Genomic DNA, 21,200 nt, shown 5'->3' with positions numbered 1-21,200 from the left:
ATGGCCAGCGAAGCGCCCCCCTTCTGGTGGGAAGAACCGGACTGGCGGGCGCTGGCGCTGGCGCCGCTGTCGGCGGTCTATGCGCTGGTTGCCGCTCGCCGCATGCGCTCAGCGGCGCGCGAGAAGATCGAGGCGCCGGTGCTTTGCGTCGGCAACTTCACCGTCGGCGGCACCGGCAAGACGCCGGTGGCGATCGCACTGGCCCGGCAAGCCAGGCGCATGCAGCTCAATCCAGGTTTCCTGTCGCGCGGCCATGGCGGTTCCTTTGCGCGGCCGCACGTCGTCGATCCGCACCATGACGCCGCCAAGCATGTCGGCGATGAGCCGCTGCTTTTGGCCGAGCACGCGCCGGTCGCCGTGACGCCGAACCGTGCCGCCGGCGCCCGCCTGCTGCTGGAAAAGCATGGCTGTGATTTCCTGATCATGGATGACGGTTTCCAGAGCGCGCGCATCCATATCGACTATGCGCTGGTCGTCGTCGACGCACGCTACGGCGTCGGCAACGGCCGCGTCATTCCTGGCGGTCCGCTCAGGGCTGGCATCGTCGACCAACTGGTCTTCACCAGCGCGCTGCTGAAGATGGGCGAGGGCCTTGCTGCCGATGCCGTCGTTCGCCAGGCGGCGCGCGCCGGCCGGCCGATCTTCGAGGCGCATGCGCGGCCAAGCAGCAAGGTGGGGCTGGCCGGCAAGCGATTTCTGGCCTTTGCCGGCATCGGCCATCCCGAGAAATTCTTCGACACCGTCCGTCAGGCCGGCGGCGAGGTTGCGCTGGCCCGGTCGTTTCCGGACCATCATTTCTATGGCCAGGACGAGCTTGCCGAATTGTTGGCGACAGCGCGAGGTGCCGGACTTGGCCTCATCACCACCGCCAAGGACGCCGCCCGGCTGCGCCACGATGCCGCGTCGGCCGATTTCCTCCGACAGCTCGATGTGCTGGAGATCGACACCGTGTTCGATCCCGACCACGTGCCCGAACGCGTCATCAATGAGACGCTGGATGCCTGGCGGCAGCGCAAGCTGCAGGGTTGAATCAGAGAGCCTTCGAGCGCCGCGGCGGTCGAACTTTTGCGGAGATGCCGGAAGGGCAGAGGGGCGCGAAGGACCGCTACAGATCGCGTCTCATTCTGCGTAGCCGGTTTAGCGCCGGCTGCGCAGTTCGGGATGTGCCTCGATCTCGCGGCGCAGCGAGGCCGCGGCGCTCACATAGGGCTCCTGCCTGGCGACGCTCCAGTATTTGAGCTCATCGAGCGGGATGCTTTCGCCGGTGACTGCGCAGCGCACGAAGGCGCCGGGGCTGGTCACCTGGAAGTCGCCGTCCAGGTAGCGGATACGGGCTTCCTTGCCGCCGGGGCCTTCAAAGCGGTTCATCATGACATGGAGCCAAGGTTCATAACGATGTCATCGCCACAAAATGCCGGCAAGGTCAAGCTCGGAGCGAGGCAAGATTGGCTTCAGTCGGCTTCGTTTCGGATGGCACCAGCCGAGCAGACCGGCAAAGTGGATGCGCCGCATATTACTGCTCGGCTGCGATGAAATCCTCGATCTTTTCCGCCGCCAGTCCGGCCTGGGCCGCGATGCGCCGGGCAAGCTCGGCTGCGGCGGCGCGCGGGCTCCCGATAGGCCGGTCGAGCCAGTAGGATATCGGGCTGAGGACGACGCGGTCGTCGACGGCGATGATACGGCCTGACTTCAGTTGATCCTCGGTCATCGGCGGCCGCGCCAGCGCGATGCCGAGACCGTGGGCTGCGGCGCCGAGAACCAGATTGTAGTCCTCGAAACGGCGGTCCTGCGGACGCGGGCGATAGTCGATGTCCTGTGCAGCAAACCAGGCACGCCAGGCCGAGGCGTCGGAATCGTTGATCAGCGGGAATTTGAGCAGCCGGGCAGGGTCGCCACGGCCGATCTCGCGGGCCAGGTCCGGCGAGGCGACCGGAAACACATGTTCCTCGAACAGCTGCACCGAGACGCGGCCGGGGATGCGGCCGCGGCCGCAGCGGATCGACAGATCGATGCCCTCGTCGGCAAGGTCCGCCTGGCGGATATCGACGTCGAGCACGATGCGCAGCCTGGACGGATTGTTTTCCAGCGCCGCCATGCGCGGCATCAGCCACAGCCCGCTGACCGAGGGAATCGAGGTCAGCCGCACCACGGCCGTGCCGCGCGGCTCGATCCAGCGGTCCGAATTGCTCGATATCAGCGCGAAGGCCTCAGTGGTGCGCAGATGCAGGCGGTTGCCTTCGATCGTCAGCGAGACTCCACGCGCGCCGCGATCGAACACTTTCAGCCCGAGCCAGTCCTCGAGCTTGGCGATCTGCCGGCTGACGGCGCCATGGGTGAGATTGAGCTTTTCGGCAGCCGCCGAAAAGCTGCCCGTCCGTGCCGCGGCGTCGAAGGCGCGCAGGGTTTCGAGCGGCAGCATCGCGTCTGAGCTGTGATCCATAGTCACAGCTGACCCTCGATTTGGTCGTTTGTCAACCAGCCAGGAACGGCGTTTTGTACCTTCAGGACAATAAAGCACGAGGATAAGTGATGAACGCCTGTACCGGCACGTTGAATACGACACAGCGGATAGATACCACGGCGGCCGTTGCGGTGGCGTTGACAGTGGTCGGCTGGGCCTCGGCCTTCCCGGCGATCCGCGCCGGCCTCGTCGCTTTCGGGCCGCTGGAACTCGGCGCGCTGCGCTTCGCCATCGCGGCGGTGCCGGCGGCGATCTTCCTCGCCGTCAAGCGGCCGGCGCTGCCCCGGCTCGATGAATTCTGGCGTTTTGGATTCGGCGGCGCCGTCTTCGTTGCGCTGTACACGGCAATGCTCAATTTCGGTGAACTGACCGTATCGGCTGGTGCCGCCGGCTTCATCATCAATGTCAGCCCGATCTTCACCGCGATCATGGCGATGGCGCTGCTTGGAGAGCGCTTCTCAGGCCTGGCTTGGGCCGGCACATTGCTGTCCTTCGCCGGCATCGGCATCATCGCCATGGGCGAGGGGCAAGGCTTGCATTTCGACAATGGCGCGCTGCTGATCCTCGGCTCGGCGCTGTGCTCGGCCGTCAACACCATCGTGCAAAAGCCGCTGTTTGCCCGTCATCATCCGCTGACCATTTCGGCCTCGAACATGGTGCTCGGCGCGCTCTGCCTGCTGCCTTTCCTGCCGAACGGCCTGGCGCAGGCGGCGGTTGCCGACAACGCCGGTCTCGGCGCCGTCGTCTTTCTCGGCATCGTGCCGAGCCTCATCGCCTACGCCGCCTGGGCAACCGCGCTCTCCCGTTTGCCGGCGGCGCGCGCCTCGAACTTCCTCTATCTGGTTTCGCCGGTGGCGACGCTGATCGGCTTCTTCTGGCTCGGCGAGGTGCCGACGCTGCTCGGCATTGTCGGTGGCGCACTGGCGCTCGGCGGCGTGATCGTAGTGAATTTGAAGAGGTAAATCAGAGGGTGGGGGTCTGCGCCCTGCGCCTCCTTCACCGCCTGCCAAACAGCCGCTCGATATCAGCAAGCTTGAGCTCGATATAGGTCGGGCGGCCGTGGTTGCAGGTGCCGGATCCCGGCGTCGCTTCCATCTGGCGCAGCAGTGCGTTCATCTCCTCGGGTTTGAGCAGGCGGCCGGAACGCACCGAGCCGTGGCAGGCCATGGTCGCAGCTATCCTGTCCAGCCGCTCTTTCAGCGTGTCGACCGTGTCGTTGTCGGCGATCTCGTCGGCAAGGTCGCGCACCAGCTGCTGGACATTGGTTTCGCCGAGCATCGACGGCGTCTCGCGCACGGCGACAGCACCCGGGCCGAAACGCTCGACGGCGAGGCCGAAGCGGGCCAGCGTTTCGGCATGCAAGGCAAGCCGCTCGGCATCCTCTTCCGGCAGGTCGACGATCTCGGGCAACAACAGCATCTGCGATGGCACGGCGCGCGCATGCAGCGCGTTCTTCAGCGCCTCGTAGACCAGCCGCTCATGCGCCGCATGCTGGTCGACGATGACCAGCGAATCCCTGGTCTGCGCGACAATGTAGTTCTCATGCACCTGCGCGCGTGCGGCACCCAGCGCCATGCCGAGCAGCGTCTCCGCCGCTTCGTCTTGTCCGGCGCGCGCGTCGGCGCTGTGAAGCGGTCCGGCGTCGAACGCCGCCTGATCGTTTTCGCCGAAGCCGCCGTTTCCTGGTTCCGTGTCCGGAAATCCCCCGCCTTCCAGGCCCATGTCCAGCGGCCGCTGCGGCGAGCGGGCTGGATCGAAGCCGGCGAAGCCGGAGGCACGGTAGGCCGCCTCATAGCTGCGATGGCCGTTGGCCGGTCCGGCATGGGCATAGGACGCTGCGCCCGGCCGGAACGCCGCCATCATGCCGGCGGCCCCTGATGTGGCGGCACGGATGCCGGCATTGGCAAGCGCCTCGCGGATGGCGCCGACGATCAGCCCGCGCACCAGCCCCGGATCGCGGAAGCGGACGTCGGCCTTGGCCGGATGGACATTGACGTCGACGATGGCCGGATCGAGCGTCAGGAACAGCACCGTCACCGCATGCCTGTCGCGCGGCAGCGCGTCGGCGAAGGCGCCGCGGATGGCGCCGGCAATCAGCTTGTCGCGCACCGGCCGGCCGTTGACATAGGCGTATTGCTGCAGCGCGTTGGCGCGGCTGAAGGATGGTATCGAAACGTGGCCGGCAAGATGCACACCGTCGCGCACGGCGTCGATTGTGATGGCATTGGCCGGAAAGTCGGCGCCCATCACTTGCGCAACGCGGCGCAGCCGGCCTTCCGCACTGTCGTCGGTCGCCGGCAGTTCCAGCGTCGAGCGGTCGGAACCGGCCAGCGTGAAGCGCACGGCGGGGAAGGCGATGGCGATGCGCTTGATCACGTCGCTGGTCGCCGAGCTTTCGGCGCGCTCGCCCTTCATGAATTTGAGCCGCGCCGGCGTGGCGAAGAACAGGTCGCGCACCTCGACCGTTGTGCCGCGATTGGCGGCCGCCGGCTTGACGGCGGACACGCGGCCGCCCTCGATGCCGATCTCGGCGGCGCTGTCGCCGTTGGCGGTGCGCGAGCGGATCGACAGCCGCGCCACCGAGCCGATCGACGGCAGCGCTTCGCCGCGAAAGCCGAGCGAGCGGATGTCGTGAATGTCATCGGCGAGCTTAGAGGTGCAATGGCGTGCGATCGCCAGCGGCAGTTCCTTCTCCGGGATGCCCGAGCCGTCATCGGTGACGCGGATCAGGTTCAGCCCGCCGCCGGCGGTAACGATCTCTATTCTGGCAGCGCCGGCGTCGAGCGCGTTCTCGACCAGTTCCTTGACCACGCTTGCCGGACGCTCGATGACTTCGCCGGCGGCGATCTGGTTGATCATCGGTTCGGAAAGCTGGCGGATGGGCATGGGGGTACTATACGCGGATTCGTCGCCCATGCGGGAGGGCGAATTCAGGAATCCGCGCCGCTCACCGTGCTCCTGCATTTCACGTCATCAGCCTGGGCAGTGCCGCTGCCAGCGCGTCGACGGCAAGGCGGACCTTCAGCGGCAAGTGAGGCGTCTGCAGCCAGAGCGCATAGGCGTCGTAAAGAAATCCCGGCTGGTCCGACAACAGCGGGACAAGTGCGCCGGCCTGAATGCGCTCACGGACCAGCCAGTATGGCAGCCAGGCAAGCCCCATGCCGGCTGCCGCAGCATCGGCGATCGCAGCGAGGTCGTCGAACCGCAACCGGCTGACCGGCATGACTTCCAGCGCAGGCTGGCCTTGGCGCGGGAACAACCACGGTTGAACGACACGGCCCGAACGGCGGTAGATGATGGTCTGGTGGCTGCCGAGGTCCTCTATCTGCCCTGGCAACCCATGCATCTCGAGATAGGATGGCGACGCGCAGACGACCATGCGCTGGCGCGCGACGCGACGCGCCATCACATTGGCCTGATCCTCGAGATTGCCGGTCCGGATGGCAAGATCGCAGCCATCCTCTGCAAGATCGGCGATGGGATCGCTGAACGACAGGTCGAGTTCCAGGGCGGGATATCGCTGCGCAAGCTCCAGCAGGATCGGGGCAACGCAGCGCCGGCCGAAGTGCAAGGGCATGATGACGCGCAGCTTTCCGCGTGGTTCGGAACGTTGATCGGCCGCGAGTGCATCCGCAGCTTCGGCTTCAGCGAGCACCATCCGGCAGCGCTCATAATAGGCGCGCCCGAAGTCGGTCAGGCTCCGGCGGCGTGTGGTCCGGTTGATGAGGCGCACGCCCAGCCGCTCCTCGAGAAACCGGACATGCTTGCCGACCATCGGTCCGGACAGGTCGAGAGCGGCAGCAGTCGCCGCGAACGAGCCGAGATCGACGGTTTTGACGAACACGGCCATGCTCGTAAGGCGATCCATATTCAAAACTCCCTGTTTCTACTGTCTTGCCCAAGCAACCATTTATCTGCCAGGTGGCCCGCTGGCATAGCGTATTCGGTTCAAATATTTTGGAGTTATGGCCGCATGGCACGTGTTGTTCGTTTTCATGAGCATGGTGGTCCCGAGGTTCTGCGCATCGAGAATCTCGATATTCCCGCGCTCGGTCGGGGCGAGATTCAGATCCGGGTCAAGGCATTGGGTCTCAACCGGGCCGAGGTGCTGCTGCGTTCGGGCACTTATATCCAGACGCCGCCATTGCCTTCCGGTCTTGGCCTTGAGGCAGCGGGTGTCGTCGAAGCGGTCGACGAAGCCGTGCACGGTTTTGCGCCAGGTGACGCCGTCAGCGTCGTGCCGCCATTATCGATGGCCCGCTGGCCCGCCTATGGTGAGATTGCCACATATCCCGCCGAGTTCGTGGTCAAACATCCGCCATCGCTCAGCTGGGAAGAGGCGGCAGCCGTCTGGATGCAATATCTCACCGCCTATGGTGGACTGATCGACATTGCCAAACTCAGCAAGGAGGACTTTGTCGTCATTACCGCAGCATCGAGCAGTGTCGGACTTGCCGCGATCCAGATTGCCAACATCGTTGGTGCGACCGCGATCGCGGTCACGCGGACATTTGCCAAGCGAGAGGCCCTGCTCAAGGTCGGCGCGGCCCATGTCGTCGCTTCAGCGGACGAAGATCTGGAAGCCCGGCTGAAGGAAATCGCCAGTCCGGAGAACATCCGAGTGGTGTTCGACGCTGTCGGCGGCCCGATTTTCGCGCCTCTGACGGCAGCGATGGCACGGGGTGGCATTCCCATCGAATATGGCGGCTTGAGCCCCGAGCCGACGCCGTTCCCGCTATTCGGTGTGCTGGCCAAGACGCTGACGCTGCGCGGCTATCTCGTCCACGAGATCACTGGCGATCCGGTGAAGTTGGAAGCCGCCAAGGCATTCATCCTCGACGGATTGATGTCAGGTTCGCTAAAGCCGGCAATCGCCAAAACCTTTTCATTCGAGCAGATCGTCGAAGCGCACCGCTTTCTCGAGTCGAACGAGCAATTCGGCAAGATTGTCGTGACGGTTGATTGAGCATTAATGGGAGCCTCATGCTTGCGCCGCCAGCCAGTCCCGCACCTTGCGGGCATTGTCGCTGAGGTCGCGGTTTCTCGACCAGATGACATGAAAGCCCTTGCCGGTCGTCATCGTGTGGCCGGTCGCACGCACCAGCAGTCCCGACGCCAGCAGGCGCTCGGCGAGGTGGCCCCAGCCGAGCGCAATGCCTTGCCCTTCCATGACCGCCTGGATCACCAGTGCATAGTCGTTGATGCGCAATCCGCGCCCGGCGTCGGTGATGGTGACCCCGGCCGAGGCGAACCACTCGTCCCAGCTCGCGGCTTCGCGAAACGGCTCTTCGAGATGGATGAGCCGGTGCGATGGAAGTTCCTCGACGGTCTCCGGCAGTCCGAACCGCGCCACATAGCTCGCGCCGGCAACCGGGAATATCTCCTCATCGGCCAGTGGCAGTGAATGATAGTCCGGCCATTCCCGGGGCTCGCCACCGCGCACAGCGAGCGGAATGCCCTCGGCGATGATGTCGAGATCGCGGTCGGCGGTCTGGATGCGCAGGTCGATGCCCGGCAGTTCGTCGCGGAACTGCTGCAGGCGTGGCATCATCCAGAACGAGCCGAAAGCGGTCGAGGCGGCAAGCGTCACATGGCCGCCGGTCGCCTGTAGGCGCAAATCCTCCGCCGACTTGCGGATGTGCGACAGGCCAAGCGAGACGTCGGCGTGAAAGCGGTCACCGGCTTCGGTCAGGCTGACTTGTCGATGGCGACGCTGGAACAGTTTCGCGCCGAGCTGCTCTTCAAGCCCGCGGATCGCGTAGGACACGGCAGCCTGCGTCATGCCAAGCTCTCGCCCGGCGGCGGTAAAACTCGACAGCCGCCCGGCGGCTTCGAAAACGATCAGGCTGCCGGCGGACGGCAGCAGGTGACGCAGGCTTCGCATAAGCTGAACTTATACAAGAGATCAGGATTTTCCAGCGTCACAGCTGTATTTTGTCTCGCTAAGTTGACAGGCTCTGGGAGGATGGAGTTTCCATGAACGCACCGGCCGCCGAAGTCACCGAACACGCCAGCCGCCGAGGTGGCGGCCGCCTGGGCCGCAAGGCGCTGCGGGGAACTCCCATGGCGTCGTTTCCGACGCTGGTTCGCAACATACCCACATACCAAATGGTCCCGGACGAGGCTGTCGAGCTGATCCACCAGGAGTCGCTCTCGATCCTCGAAGAGGTTGGCTGCGAGTTCCGCGACGACGAGGCCATAGCATTGTGGCAGGCCGCCGGGGCCGATGTCTTTGAGACGCGCGTCCGCATTGACCGCGCGCTCTTGATGGAGCTGGTCTCGAAAGTCCCGCCGGAATTCACGCTCAATGCGCGCAACCCTGAGCGCTCGGTCCGCGTCGGCGGCAAGAATTCCATCTTCGTGCCGATGTATGGCGCGCCTTACGTGCGCGACCTCGACAACGTCAGGCGCTATGGCACGCTCGCCGACCTTCAGAATTTCCATAAGCTCGCTTACATGGCGCCGGCGCTGCATTCGTCGAGCTCGATCATCTGCGAGCCGATGGAAATTGCGGTGCCGAAGCGTCACCTCCACATCATCCATTCGGCGCTGAAGCATTCCGACAAGCCGTTCATGGGCATCGTGACATCAAAGGATCGCGCCGAAGACACGATGGCGATGGCGGGCATCGTGTTCGGCGAGGATTTTGTCAGAGACAACCCTGTGTTGGTCGCGATCACCAATTGCAACTCGCCACTGGTATGGGACGCCACCATGCTTGACGCGATGAAGGTCTATGCGCGCCACAACCAGCCGTTGATCCTGGCGCCGTTCGCGCTGTGCGGCGCCTCGACTTCGGCCTCGGCGGTGGGAGCGGTCGCGCAGGTCAATGCCGAAGCGCTGGCGGGCGTCGCCTTCACGCAACTGCTGCGTCCGGGTTCACCGCAGATCTACGGACAATTCATGGTCACGGTCGACATGAAGACCGGCGCGCCGATGGGCGGCACGCCCGAGGCCGCCCAGATGATGTACCTGATGGGAGCACTGGCGCGGAAATACCGGCTGCCCTGGCGCACGTCGGGCTTCCATGTCGGGTCGAAACTCAACGACGCCCAGGCGGGCTACGAGGCGAACATGCTGATGCATGCCGCCATCCTTGCCGGCGCCAACTACATCTGGCACTCCGCCGGATGGCTCGAGGCCGGCCTGACCTGTGGCTATTCGAAATTCGCGACGGACTGCGAACAGCTTGTCGGCTGGTACAAATATGCCGGCGGCCTGCCGTTCGACGATTTCAAGGAAGCGATGGCGGCGATCCGTGAGGTCGGGCCGCAGGGCCATTTCCTCGGCACCCAGCACACGCTCGAGCATTTCCAGTCCGCCTTCTTCATGCCCAGCATCATGGACTTCAATTCGTACGAACAGTGGAAGGCTGAAGGGGCAAAGGACCACGACACGCGCGGCCGCGAGAAAGCGCGCAACATGCTCGCGGATTATGAGGAGCCGAAGCTCGATGAGGGCATCGCCGATGGTCTCAAAGATTTGATCGCGCTGCGCGAGGAGAAGCTGCCGGACAGCGTTAGTTAATCCAACGGGCGAAGACCCAAAGGGAACCATAAGGGAGGAAACAATGGCAGTCTTCAGAAACAACGGTGATCGTGTCCCCAGCGTTATCGAGGCAATGGCTAAAGAAGCCCGCTCAGGCCGGATGGACCGGCGCGAGTTTCTGGCGCTGGCAAGCGCGTTCGGGGCATCGACTGCCCTTGCCTACGGTATGATCGGTCTTGCGGTGCCGGGACGGGCCTCGGCCGAAGAGCCCAAGAAGGGCGGAACGCTGCGCGTATCGATGTCGGTAAAGGCGCAGAAGGATCCACGTACTTACGACTGGGTGGAACTTGCGAACATTTCGCGCTGCTGGCTGGAGCCGCTTGTCCGCTACACCCGCGAATTCACTTTCGAGCCGGTCCTGCTCGAGAGCTGGGACGTCAACGACGACGCCACCGAATATGTGCTGCATCTGCGCAAGGGCATTACCTGGAACAATGGCGATACCTTCAACGCCGACGACGTGGTCTACAATCTGATGCGCTGGTGCGAGAAGGATGCCGCCGGCAATTCGATGGCCGCCCGCGTCGGTGCGCTGATCGACGTCAAAACCGACAAGGCAAGGGACGGGGCGATCACCAAGGTCGACGACAACACTGTCAAGCTGACGCTGAACGAACCTGATATCTCGCTGATCCCGAACTTCACCGACTATCCAGCGCTCGTCGTCCACCGCAAATTCGATGCCGACGGCGCCGATCCGATCGCCAAGCCGATCGGCACCGGGCCTTTCGAGCTTGTGACTTATTCGGTCGGCCAGAACGCGGTCGTCAAGCGTCGCGAGAATGGCAAATGGTGGGGCGGTGAAGCGCCGCTCGACAGCGTCGAATTCATCGACTACGGCACCGACTTCAACGCCTCGGTGAATGCATTAGAATCCGGCGAAATTGACGTCAATTTCGAGACGCCCGCCGACTTTATCGACATCCTCGACCAGATGGATCTGGTGAAATCGGAGGTCGCGACAGCGACGACGCTCGTTGCCCGCACCAACATCACGCACAAGCCTTATGATGACAAGCGGGTACGCAACGCCCTGCAAATGGCCGTCGACAACAATGCGGTGCTCGAACTTGGCTACGCCGGGCGCGGCACCCCAGGTGAAAACCACCACGTCAGCCCGATCCATCCGGAATATTTTCCGCTGCCCAAGAAGACACGCGATGCGGCCGGCGCCAAGAAGTTGATGGCCGAGGCCGGACAGGCCGATTTCGAGCATGAACTGATCACCGTCGAGGACGATTGGCAAAAGAACACCGGCGACGCGATTGCCGGCCAGCTGCGCGATGCCGGGATCAAGGTGAAGCGCACGGTGCTGCCGGGGTCGACCTTCTGGAACGACTGGACGAAATACCCCTATTCCATGACCATCTGGTACATGCGCCCGCTCGGCGTTCAGGTGTTGGCGCTCGGCTATCGCACCGGCGAGGCCTGGAATGAAACGGCGTATTCGAATCCTGATTTCGACGCCAAGCTCAAGCAGGCCCTCTCACTCATCGATGTGGAGAAGCGCCGCGAGGTGATGAAGGACGTCGAGCAGATCCTGCAGGATTCGGGCGTCATCATTCAGCCGTTCTGGCAGAAGCTGTACAGCCACATGAACAAGAAGGTGAAGAACTACGCGGTCCACCAGACTTTCGAGATGGATCTCCAGAACGTCTGGCTGGACGCCTGAGCTAAACGTCCAGGGGCGCCTGAGTTAACGCCCAACCTGAGTTAACGCCCAACCTGAGTTAACGCCCAAGGGGATTTCATGGGCCGGATTTCGTGGGCCGCAAAAAAGCCGGGATGCAGGATTCGTGGTATTGAACGGTTTCCACCACGAAAGCCTGGAGTTTATCGGATGAGACTGACTGTGCTTGCCGCCGCTCTGTCGATCGCAGCGCCTGCGGCCGCCCTGGCCGGGCCGGCCTCCAATGCGGTGAAGTTCTTCTACATGCCCGAGGTCAAGTTCGAGGCCGACGCGAAATACCGCGACCGTTTTACCGAGCCGGTGACCAAGCTGTTCGACCTCAACGACCAGGCGCAGAAGAACAAGCCGGACGAGGTGCCTTGCATCGACTTCGCCCCCGGTCTCGACGCGCAGGACTTTGACGAGAAGACGGTCGCCAGGACGCTGAAGCTGTCTGAAGCAGTGGATGGCGACAGCGCCAGCGTGACGGTGACCTTCAACCTTTTCCCGGAAGGCGATGAATCCAAACGCGAAATGGTCTGGTCGCTGAAAAAGGTTGACGGCAAATGGAAGGTCGCCGACATCACCTCGAAGACCAGCGGCTGGACGCTGAGTGCGCTCGAATGCCTGGCTGGCCAGACTCCGGAGTGATGCCATGGCCCGCGCCCTGGCCCTGGCGACTATGTGCCTGCTGGCCGCGGGTTTGAGCAGCACCGCTGGCCAGGGCCTGTTTGGCGCGCCGCCGCCAGCGGAGAATGCCCCGGCAGCGCCGGTGCAGCCAGGTTCGCCGACGGCGGTGGTGAAACCGTTCTACGAGCATGTCGGGCTCGAGCTCGATCCGGCAGAGCGCAGCCATTTCGTCGATCCCGCGAAGTCGGTGCTCGACAAGAGCGATGCGCTGCGAAAATCGGGGCAGGGCGAGTGCCTCGATCCCAACATGGCGCTCGACAATGCGGCGTACGACAGGGCCGAAATCGACAACAGCCTGAAGACTGTTGAAGCGGTCAAAGGCGATGAGGCCAAGGTCATCGTCGCCTTTATCGTTGCCGGCAATCCGCACCGGCTTGAATGGAAGTTCAAAAAGGTCGACGGCGACTGGAAGATATCGGACCTTCTGTCGGTGACCGGCGAATGGGTGCTCAGTCAGTATCAGTGTGAGTGAGAAGGGACCGATGAAGATCACCAACGTCCGCGTCACCCATGTCAATGTTCCGTTGGACGCCCCATTCTGGTGGACGGCTGGTCTCTATGGCGGCGGCTCGAAATCGATCATAGAAGTCGAGACGGACGAAGGCGTAGTCGGACTGGGCGAGGCGCCGTGGTGGCATTTCGGCGAGGTGATCAAGGCCGAGATCGCGCCGGCGCTGATCGGCGCCGATCCGCTCGACATCGCCGACTGCGAGGCGCGCTGCGTGCCGCCCTGGCAGATCACCGCCAACACCGGCGAAAATGCCGCTTCGGTCGCCTTCGGCGCGGTCGAACTGGCGCTGTGGGACATCAGAGGTAAGGTCTTCGGCATGCCGCTCTACAAAGTCCTTGGCGGCGGCGTGCGCAAGGACATTCCGTTTTCTGAATATTTCTCGTTTCGCGCCGCGCAGGGCGGAGCGGGTGGCGAAATGACGTCCGAAGCGATCGTCGAGTACTGCCTGAAGATGCGCGAGGAGCATGGCTCCACCATTTTCGAGGGCAAGCTGATCATGGGCGATCCCGAGCTCGAGATCAGCACCGTGCGCATGCTGCGCGAGGCGCTCGGCGACAAGGCGCAGATCAGGCTCGATTCCAACATGCAGTGGTCGCTGACCACGGCGCGCTGGGTGCTGCGCGAGATCGAGCCGTTCAACATCCGCAATTATGAGGATCCGGTCGCCACCTTTGAGGAGATGGCGGCGCTGCGCCAGCACTCGCGCATTCCGTTTTCCACGCACATCCCGGATCTCAGACGGGCGGTCGCGCTCGGCGCGCCGGATTACTTCGTCTGCAATTTCGCAGCACTCGGCGGACTGTCGAAAACCCTGAAATTCATCGCCGCCTGTGAGGCGATGGGCAAGGGGTTCTGGTGCTATTCGAACGATCTCGGCATCATGACATCAGCCTATCTGCACGTCGTGGCGGCGACGCCGTGGATCACCGAGGCATCGCAGTCGCTGTTTCGTTGGCAGATCGGCGACGTTATCAAGGACGGGCCGTTCCGGCAGACCGGCAACACCGTGCGTGTGCCGGAGGGCAACGGACTGGGCGTTGAGCTCGACCCCACTGCGATGAAGCACTGGGCGGCGCACTTCGCCGAACATGGGCCGATGGGCCATTTCAATGATCCGAACAATCCCGGCCGCTACCGGCGGCTGCCGCTCAACTGATGCGACGTACGTTCCATAGAAGCTCAGGCTCAGCCGCGTCCGCGATAGGGCGCGACACCGGTATCGGGCAGCCATGCGCCTTCCGGCGGCGCGCCGGTCTGCCAGAACACGTCGATCGGAATGCCGCCGCGCGGATACCAATAGCCGCCGATCCGCAACCACAGTGGTTTGGTCGCGGCGACGATGCGGCGGCCGATCATGACGGTGCACTCTTCATGGAAGGCGCCATGGTTGCGAAACGAGGTCATGAACAGCTTCAGCGACTTCGATTCCACCAGCAGCGTGTCGGGTGCATAGTCGACGACGATGTGGGCGAAGTCCGGCTGGCCGGTGACCGGGCAGAGCGAGGTGAACTCCGGGCAGGTGAAGCGAACGATGGCTGGCGGCCCGTCGCCGCGCGAAAACGGCACGGTCTCCAGGACTGCTGCTTCAGGGTTCTGTGGCGCCTCGACGTTTGTGCCGAGCTGGGTAAGGTTTTTCGTATCGATCATGAGCGGGTTCCTTACTGCATGTCGCCCAAAAGCCAGCCCACGCCCCTGACCCTAGGATGCGCAGCGGTTCTGTCATAACGACATGCGTAATAAATTTGCCGCTCATTAGCACGATTTACAGCAGGAAAACGATGACCAGCAGCGATCCGCTTCTCCAGCCCTATCAGCTCAAACATTTGACGCTGAAGAACCGGGTTATGTCGACCAGCCACGAGCCGGCCTATTCGGAGGAAGGTATGCCGAAAGAGCGTTACCGGCTCTACCACGCCGAAAAGGCCAAGGGCGGCATGGCGCTGACCATGACCGCCGGTTCGGCGATCGTCTCGCGCGACAGCCCGGCCGCCTTCGGCAATCTGCATGTTTACGACGACCGCATCGTGCCGTGGCTCACTGAACTCGCCGATGCCTGCCACGAGCATGACTGCAAGGTGATGATCCAGATCACCCATCTCGGTCGCCGTACCGGCTGGAACAAGGCCGACTGGCTGCCGGTGCTGTCCGCCTCGCCAGTGCGCGAGCCGGCGCATCGCGCTTTTCCGAAGACCATCGAGGACTGGGACATCGAGCGCATCGTGGCCGACTACGCGGCCGCCGCCCAGCGCTGCCAGGCCGCCGGCCTCGACGGCATCGAGTTCGAGGCTTACGGCCATCTGATGGACGGCTTCTGGTCGCCGGCCACCAACCAGCGCGACGACGATTTCGGCGGCTCGCTCGACAACCGCTTGCGCTTCACCGGCATGGTGCTCGACGCCGTGCGGTCGGCGGTCGGCGAAAAGTTCGTCGTCGGCATCCGCATGGTTGCCGACGAGGATTTTGAGAAGGGCCTTTCGAAACAGGAAGGCGTCGAGATCGCCTTACGGCTGGCCGGCTCCGGCAAGGTCGATTTCCTCAACATCATCCGCGGCTCGATCGAAACCGATGCCGCGCTGACCAAGGTCATCCCGGTGACCGGCATGCGCTCGTCGCCGCATCTCGATTTCGCCGGCGAGGTGAGGGCGGCGACGAAGTTCCCGACCTTCCACGCGGCGCGGATTTCGGATGTCGCCACTGCGCGTCACGCCATCGCCACGGGCAAGCTCGACATGGTCGGCATGACCCGCGCCCACATCGCCGATCCGCATATCGTCCGCAAGGTGATGGAGGGCCGCGAGCACGAAATCCGCCCTTGCGTCGGCGCCACCTATTGCCTCGACCGCATCTATGAGGGTGGCGAGGCGCTGTGCATCCATAATGCGGCGACCGGCCGCGAGGCTGATATTCCGCACATCATCCCGAAGACCGAGGGGCCGAAGCGTAACGTGGTCGTCGTCGGCGCTGGGGCCGGCGGTCTGGAAGCGGCGCGTGTCGCGGCCGAGCGTGGTCACCAGGTGACGGTGCTTGAAGCATCAAGCCAGGCCGGCGGCCAGGTGCGGCTGGCGACGCAAAACCCACGCCGCAAGGAACTGATCGGCATCATCGATTGGCGACTGGCCGAGCTCGACCGGCTCGGCGTCGAAATCCGCTATGACACCTGGGCGGAGAAGGACGATGTTCTGGCTCTGTCGCCGGACGTGGTGGTGGTCGCCACCGGCGGCCTGCCGCAGAACCCGCCGCTGGGGGCAGGCGACAATCTTGTCACGTCGAGCTGGGATATCATGGCCGGCAGCGTCAAGCCGGCTGAAAACGTGCTGCTCTACGACGACAATGGCGGCCATCAGGGCATGGGTGCGGCCGAGCTGATCGCCAATAGCGGTGCAAAGCTGGAGCTGGTTTCGCCCGAACGCTTCTTCGCCCCGGAAATGGGCGGCATGAACCACGTGCCCTATATGCGCGCCTTCCAGGAACAAGGCGTCACCATCACCATCAACACGCGGCTGCGTTCGGTGCGGCGCGAGGGCAATCAACTGGTTGCGGAGCTCGGCTCAGACTTCGCTGACGGCTGGCGCGACGAGCGGCGGGTCGATCAGGTGGTGGTCGAGCACGGCACGCTGCCGCTCGACGATCTCTATCTCGCACTGAAACCGCTGTCGAAGAACGGCGGCGCGGTCGATTACGAGCGGCTGGTCAATGGTGGCGACATTTTCCCGGCGCGCGGTCCGCAAGGCGGTTTCGTGCTCTTGCGCATCGGCGATGCGGTCGCCTCGCGCAACATTCACGCCGCCATCTATGACGGCATCAGGTTCGGCCTGCGGATCTGACGATCGTCAACCGCTCGATTGGTGGCGCGAAGTCGAACGCCCACACGGAGAGCCACCAGGCACGTCCGTTCGATCTGCGCGCCACGGGCGAATGTCGATTGATCCCAACTGCCGGACGTATTGTTTCAGTGGGCTCGCGATGCTATTTATGACTTCAGTGGTCATAAAATGGGGCACAGCATGCGCGAAATTCAGTTGAAGGATGCCAAGGCCAGGCTTTCGGCGGTGGTTGATCAGGCCGTGGCGGGAGAACCTGCCGTCATCACGCGTCACGGGCGTAAGCAGGCTGTGATCCTGTCTTTCGAAGACTACGAACGGCTGTCGCGGGTGCCTAGCTTCGGACAATTGCTGGCGGCGTTTCCCGGTGACAAAGGCGATATTCCCCCCCGTTCCCGTAAACAGGTTCGCAAGGTTGCGTTGTAACCCGGTCGATTGGTCCTGATGTTTCTGCTGGACACCAACATCATCTCGGCAATCGCTCCCGCCAAGAAGGCGAATCGGGCAGCGTTGGCAACATGGCTCGACAAAGCCAGCGATTACCTGTTCCTGTCCGTTGTCACTGTGTCCGAAATCGCCGCAGGGATCGCCAAGGCCGAGCGCGAGGGTGCGACGACAAAGGCGGCTTTGCTACGCAACTGGTGGCAAGCGGTCGAGCACCTATATGGAGAGAGGGTTCTTCCCTTCGATTTGCGCGCCGCACATGCCGCCGGGTCTATTCTTGATCGGGCAAGGGCGCATCGGCCAGGCTTCGAAGACATAGCGATCGCCGCTACGGCCGAGGTCCACGGCTTGACGATACTGACGGACAACGAGCGTCATTTTGCACCGCTCGGGGTGCCGATGCTCAACCCGCTGAAGAACTTGCCGCCATTGCGGCATTCGGCGGCACCTTAGCCGGACTCACCCGTTAGGCGCCATCTCCGAAGAGGCGTGTCAAGGTTGGCGCCTTACGCCAGCCTTCCCTGCAACACCCTCAGCCTGGCTCTCTTCGGCGTCCGCGCGACCAGCCATTCGCGTGTCTGATCCTGCGGCATCGGGAAGGCGATGGAGTAGCCCTGCACCTGGTCGCAGCCGATCGCCATCAGTGAATCGAGTTCAGCCTCGGTTTCGGCGCCCTCGGCGACGATCGAGATGCCAAGGCCGCGGGCGAGTTCGGTGATGGCACGCACGATCTTGGTGTTGTCGCCGTTCGCATTGATGTTCTGGACGAAGCGGCGATCGATCTTCAGCCTGTCGATCTCGTTCGGGTTGACGTGGCTGAGCGACGCATAGCCGGTGCCGAAATCATCGAGTTCAAGATGGACACCGGCGGCGCGGATGTGCCGCAGCTTTGCCGCGATGCCGGTCTTCTCGTCGTCGAGAATCACGGATTCGACGATCTCGAGCGACAGTTTTTGCGCCGGCAGCCCAGCCTTTTCCAGCGCACCGAAGAGGAAGGCGTCGAAATCGGCGTCACGCAATTCGCTGCCGGAGACGTTGACGGCGAGCCGTCCGAAGGCGATGCCGGCGCGGTTCCACTCCGCCGCCTCGCCGATTGCCTTGGCGATGACGATGCGACCGATCGCAGGCATGAGCCCGCATTTCTCGGCGATGGGAATGAACTCGCCCGGTGCAATCATGCCGCGCTCGGCATGTTTCCAGCGAACCAGCGCCTCGATGCCGCCGATCGTGCCGTTCGACAACGAAACCTGTGGCTGGAAATAGACCTGGAACGCCTTCTCCGCGATAGCGATCCTGATGTCATGCTCGAGCCGCTTGCGGTAATCGAGTTCATGCCGCAACGCCTCGGAGAAGAATGAGAGACTGCCGCCACCCTGCTTCTTGGCGGCGTGGAGCGCGAGGTCGGCATGGACGAGCAGATCTTGCGCATTGTCGGCGTCGACCGGATAGACAGCGACGCCGGCGCTGGCGCCCGGAAGGATGGTCGTGCCCCGATAGACGATCGGTTCATTGATCTGCGTCAGGACGCGCCCGGCGACCGTGTTGATGTCCTCGGTGCCGCCGGCACCGTTGAGGATCATCACGAACTCGTCGCTGCCGAGACGCACACAGAGATCCGACGCCCGGCAAGAATCACGCATGCGCTGCGCCGTCACCACCAGCACATAGTCGCCGGCGGCGTGGCCAAGCGTGTCGTTGATCTGCTTGAACCGGTCGAGGTCGAGGTGGACCGCCGCAAGCCGCTCCCGCCGGCGCTGCGCGCCCTTGATCAGCGTATCGAAATGGTCGGTCAGGAAGGTTCGGTTGTGCAGGCCGGTAAGGCCGTCATGCACGGCGATGAAGGCCATGGAATTGCGGGTATCGATCAGTTCACGCGTCTTGCGCAGGATGGCGTTCGACATCGGCCGGAAGATGAAAAGTGCCACCAGCACGATGACGCCGATGGTGGAGTAGAACAGCGTTCGATGGAGATCGAGCAGTCTTCCCGATTGCGCATCGGCCTGGGCGCTGATGCGCTGGCCGAGTGCCGCATAGCCCGACAGGGTCGCATTGGCGACGGAAGCGTCGAGATTGACGCGTTCGCCGCCACCCTTGTAGCCGCCATTATCGGCCATGCCGAGTTGCGATTCGAACGCCGAAACCAGTCGTTCGCCGTTGGCGATAAGCCCGACCGAGAAGTAATCGAGATGAAACGGCTTGGCGAAAAGGACGCTCTCGACTGATTTTGGATCGAGCCTTGCCGGTGATGCCGGGTCGGCGACCACCCGCTCGAGCAGAAGGTCGTAGTTCCTCTCGAAGTCGGCCGTGGCCTGTTTGAATGCGGTGACCAGAGCCGGTTGTTGGTTGCGCGTAGCTGCACCTGCCGCGTTGGCAAGGAAGACAATGCGTTGCGACAGCACTTTTTGCATGCCGACAATATCGAGCAGCGTCTCGTCGTGCCGCTGGCCAGCCATCATCTGCTGGAGAAGGATGAAGGAGGCCATCACCATGGCTGCAATGATCAACAGCGCCAGCCAATAGCCTGCCTTGATCAGCAGTATCAGCCTGCCCGAAATGGTTTGCATCGGTTGCTGCGACATTTTCTGGGGCGGTCCCTCTCGCCGACAGATTGTTGGGTATGAGAACCATTGGCTTTAAAGGTTAACAGCTCCGGAAGCCGACAGAGCAGCAGCGGTGGAAAGCTTGCGAAATGGTTATCGTGTTCTTTCTCGCCGCAGCTGCATTTGAATATCCGCCATTTGGCGGCATTCTGGGGCGGCACTCTGGCCGCTGACCGTCGGGTCACCGAAGCCGTCGCTTTTGCGGTGGATTTTTCGTCCACACGGGGCGACAGTCCATTTATTCTCAACAGGGCCAGATCATGAGCGCGGCATTCCTCTCCCACCTCGACAGCGAGCTTCAAGGGCTGAAATCGGCCGGCCTCTACAAATCCGAGCGGGTGATCACCTCGACGCAATCGGGCAAGATCGAGGTGGGCGGCGAGAGGGTGCTGAATTTCTGCGCCAACAACTATCTTGGCCTCGCCGATAGCGCCGAGTTGCGCGATGCGGCCAAGCAGGCACTCGACCGCTATGGCTATGGCATGGCGTCGGTACGTTTCATCTGCGGCACGCAGGAAGAGCACAAGCAGCTCGAGGCGACGATTTCTGGATTTCTCGGCATGGAGGACACGATCCTCTATGGCTCCTGCTTCGACGCTAATGGCGGCCTGTTCGAGACGCTGCTCGGCGAGGAGGATGCTGTCATTTCCGACGCGCTCAACCACGCCTCGATCATCGACGGCGTGCGGCTGTCGAAGGCGAAGCGTTTCCGTTACGCCAACAACGACATGGCCGATCTGGAAGCGCGGCTGAAGGAGGCAATGGATTGCCGTTTTCGGCTGATCGCCACCGATGGTGTATTTTCCATGGACGGCATCATCGCCAATCTGAAGGGCGTCTGCGATCTCGCCGACAAGTACGATGCAATGGTGATGGTCGACGACAGCCATGCTGTCGGCTTCGTCGGCAAGAATGGGCGCGGCTCGGCCGAGCATTGCGGCGTCGAGGGCAGGGTAGACATCATCACCGGCACGCTTGGCAAGGCGTTGGGCGGCGCGTCGGGCGGCTACACATCGGGCAAGAGCCAGGTGGTCGACTGGCTGCGCCAGCGCTCGCGTCCCTATCTGTTTTCCAACACGCTGATGCCGGCGATCGCCGGCGCCTCGATCCGGGTTTTCGAACTGATCAAAAATGGCGATGCGCTGCGTCAGCGCCTCTATGCCAATGCGGCGCGCTTCCGGTCTGAGATGGGTAAGCTCGGCTTTACGCTGGCCGGCGCCGATCATCCGATCATGCCGGTCATGCTCGGCGATGCGACGCTGGCGCAGGAGATGGCGGCGCGCATGCTGCAGCGCGGGATCTATGTCATCGGCTTCTCGTTTCCGGTGGTGCCGAAGGGCCAGGCACGCATCCGCACGCAAATGTCGGCCGCCCATTCCAGCGCCGACATCGACCGTGCGGTCGAGGCGTTCGGCGCGGTCGGGCGCGAACTTGGTGTGATTTCCTGAACGGCCGG

19 protein-coding genes are annotated in these 21,200 nt (G+C 63.2%); 12 read left to right on the top strand and 7 right to left on the bottom strand.

The genetic code is table 11. The features are described 5' to 3' along the window. Positions 1–1,029 (top strand): tetraacyldisaccharide 4'-kinase, encoded by a 1,029-nt coding sequence (gene lpxK / locus NMG70_RS14170; RefSeq protein WP_254025100.1) that lies wholly within the window; start codon positions 1–3, stop codon positions 1,027–1,029. 108 nt (positions 1,030–1,137) lie between these two features. Here the strand turns inward: lpxK and NMG70_RS14165 are convergent, their stop codons facing one another. Both NMG70_RS14165 and NMG70_RS14160 read right to left on the bottom strand, forming a co-directional pair. After that, on the bottom strand, positions 1,138–1,371 hold the full coding sequence (locus tag NMG70_RS14165) for a DUF2093 domain-containing protein (RefSeq protein ID WP_027153867.1): 234 nt from the start codon (positions 1,369–1,371) through the stop codon (positions 1,138–1,140). 142 nt (positions 1,372–1,513) lie between these two features. Then, the gene (locus tag NMG70_RS14160; RefSeq protein ID WP_254025099.1) at positions 1,514–2,440 is read right to left on the bottom strand and encodes a LysR substrate-binding domain-containing protein; all 927 of its coding nucleotides are present in this window, start codon (positions 2,438–2,440) and stop codon (positions 1,514–1,516) included. Positions 2,441–2,529: 89 nt separating this feature from the next. Between NMG70_RS14160 and NMG70_RS14155 the strand changes: the two genes are divergently transcribed. Further along, a complete protein-coding gene (locus tag NMG70_RS14155) occupies positions 2,530–3,423 on the top strand; it encodes a DMT family transporter (RefSeq protein ID WP_254025098.1) in 894 nt (297 codons plus the stop codon). 34 nt (positions 3,424–3,457) lie between these two features. On the opposite strand, the gene mutL is transcribed toward NMG70_RS14155, so the two are convergent. Further along, positions 3,458–5,347, bottom strand: a complete 1,890-nt coding sequence (mutL, locus tag NMG70_RS14150; protein ID WP_254025097.1) for a DNA mismatch repair endonuclease MutL — start codon at positions 5,345–5,347, stop codon at positions 3,458–3,460. A gap of 79 nt (positions 5,348–5,426) precedes the next feature. After that, positions 5,427–6,329, bottom strand: a complete 903-nt coding sequence (locus tag NMG70_RS14145; protein WP_254025096.1) for a LysR family transcriptional regulator — start codon at positions 6,327–6,329, stop codon at positions 5,427–5,429. 105 nt (positions 6,330–6,434) lie between these two features. Between NMG70_RS14145 and NMG70_RS14140 the strand changes: the two genes are divergently transcribed. Next, on the top strand, positions 6,435–7,427 hold the full coding sequence (locus NMG70_RS14140; RefSeq protein ID WP_254025136.1) for a zinc-dependent alcohol dehydrogenase family protein: 993 nt from the start codon (positions 6,435–6,437) through the stop codon (positions 7,425–7,427). A 15-nt stretch (positions 7,428–7,442) separates the two neighbouring features. Here NMG70_RS14140 and NMG70_RS14135 read toward each other — a convergent pair whose 3' ends face one another. Beyond that, complete coding sequence (locus tag NMG70_RS14135) at positions 7,443–8,345, bottom strand: LysR substrate-binding domain-containing protein (protein ID WP_254025095.1); 903 nt, start codon at positions 8,343–8,345, stop codon at positions 7,443–7,445. 92 nt (positions 8,346–8,437) lie between these two features. Between NMG70_RS14135 and NMG70_RS14130 the strand changes: the two genes are divergently transcribed. The 5 genes from NMG70_RS14130 (at position 8,438) to NMG70_RS14110 (ending at position 14,035) form a co-directional block, all read left to right on the top strand. Further along, on the top strand, positions 8,438–9,988 hold the full coding sequence (locus NMG70_RS14130) for a trimethylamine methyltransferase family protein (protein ID WP_254025094.1): 1,551 nt from the start codon (positions 8,438–8,440) through the stop codon (positions 9,986–9,988). 43 nt (positions 9,989–10,031) lie between these two features. Continuing rightward, on the top strand, positions 10,032–11,681 hold the full coding sequence (locus NMG70_RS14125; RefSeq protein ID WP_254025093.1) for an ABC transporter substrate-binding protein: 1,650 nt from the start codon (positions 10,032–10,034) through the stop codon (positions 11,679–11,681). Between the two features lie 168 nt (positions 11,682–11,849). Then, positions 11,850–12,329, top strand: a complete 480-nt coding sequence (locus NMG70_RS14120) for a DUF3828 domain-containing protein (RefSeq protein ID WP_254025092.1) — start codon at positions 11,850–11,852, stop codon at positions 12,327–12,329. A gap of 4 nt (positions 12,330–12,333) precedes the next feature. After that, positions 12,334–12,840, top strand: coding sequence for a hypothetical protein (locus NMG70_RS14115; protein ID WP_254025091.1), 507 nt, complete (start codon positions 12,334–12,336; stop codon positions 12,838–12,840). Between the two features lie 10 nt (positions 12,841–12,850). After that, positions 12,851–14,035, top strand: a complete 1,185-nt coding sequence (locus NMG70_RS14110; RefSeq protein WP_254025090.1) for a mandelate racemase/muconate lactonizing enzyme family protein — start codon at positions 12,851–12,853, stop codon at positions 14,033–14,035. Between the two features lie 29 nt (positions 14,036–14,064). On the opposite strand, the gene queF is transcribed toward NMG70_RS14110, so the two are convergent. Further along, a complete protein-coding gene (gene queF / locus NMG70_RS14105) occupies positions 14,065–14,526 on the bottom strand; it encodes a preQ(1) synthase (RefSeq protein WP_254025089.1) in 462 nt (153 codons plus the stop codon). Between the two features lie 131 nt (positions 14,527–14,657). Between queF and NMG70_RS14100 the strand changes: the two genes are divergently transcribed. From NMG70_RS14100 to NMG70_RS14090, 3 genes are all read left to right on the top strand, one after another. Then, positions 14,658–16,703: an oxidoreductase gene (locus NMG70_RS14100; protein ID WP_254025088.1), complete on the top strand. Its 2,046-nt coding sequence runs from the start codon at positions 14,658–14,660 to the stop codon at positions 16,701–16,703. Between the two features lie 180 nt (positions 16,704–16,883). Then, positions 16,884–17,126: a type II toxin-antitoxin system Phd/YefM family antitoxin gene (locus NMG70_RS14095; protein ID WP_254025087.1), complete on the top strand. Its 243-nt coding sequence runs from the start codon at positions 16,884–16,886 to the stop codon at positions 17,124–17,126. 18 nt (positions 17,127–17,144) lie between these two features. Then, positions 17,145–17,597 carry a type II toxin-antitoxin system VapC family toxin gene (locus NMG70_RS14090; RefSeq protein WP_254025086.1) on the top strand — a complete coding sequence of 151 codons (453 nt, stop codon included), beginning with the start codon at positions 17,145–17,147 and terminating at the stop codon, positions 17,595–17,597. 53 nt (positions 17,598–17,650) lie between these two features. On the opposite strand, the gene NMG70_RS14085 is transcribed toward NMG70_RS14090, so the two are convergent. Further along, positions 17,651–19,723, bottom strand: coding sequence for a putative bifunctional diguanylate cyclase/phosphodiesterase (locus NMG70_RS14085; RefSeq protein ID WP_367185533.1), 2,073 nt, complete (start codon positions 19,721–19,723; stop codon positions 17,651–17,653). A 281-nt stretch (positions 19,724–20,004) separates the two neighbouring features. Here NMG70_RS14085 and NMG70_RS14080 point away from each other — a divergent pair, with 281 nt between their 5' ends. Beyond that, positions 20,005–21,192: a glycine C-acetyltransferase gene (locus tag NMG70_RS14080; RefSeq protein WP_254025084.1), complete on the top strand. Its 1,188-nt coding sequence runs from the start codon at positions 20,005–20,007 to the stop codon at positions 21,190–21,192. Positions 21,193–21,200 lie beyond the last annotated feature (8 nt).

Origin of the sequence: Mesorhizobium ventifaucium, assembly GCF_935822925.1 — a bacterium.
Taxonomy (GTDB): Bacteria; Pseudomonadota; Alphaproteobacteria; order Rhizobiales; family Rhizobiaceae; genus Mesorhizobium; species Mesorhizobium ventifaucium.
The sequence above is the reverse complement of the archived record's forward strand: the minus strand, read 5'-3'. Positions and strand labels throughout refer to the sequence as shown.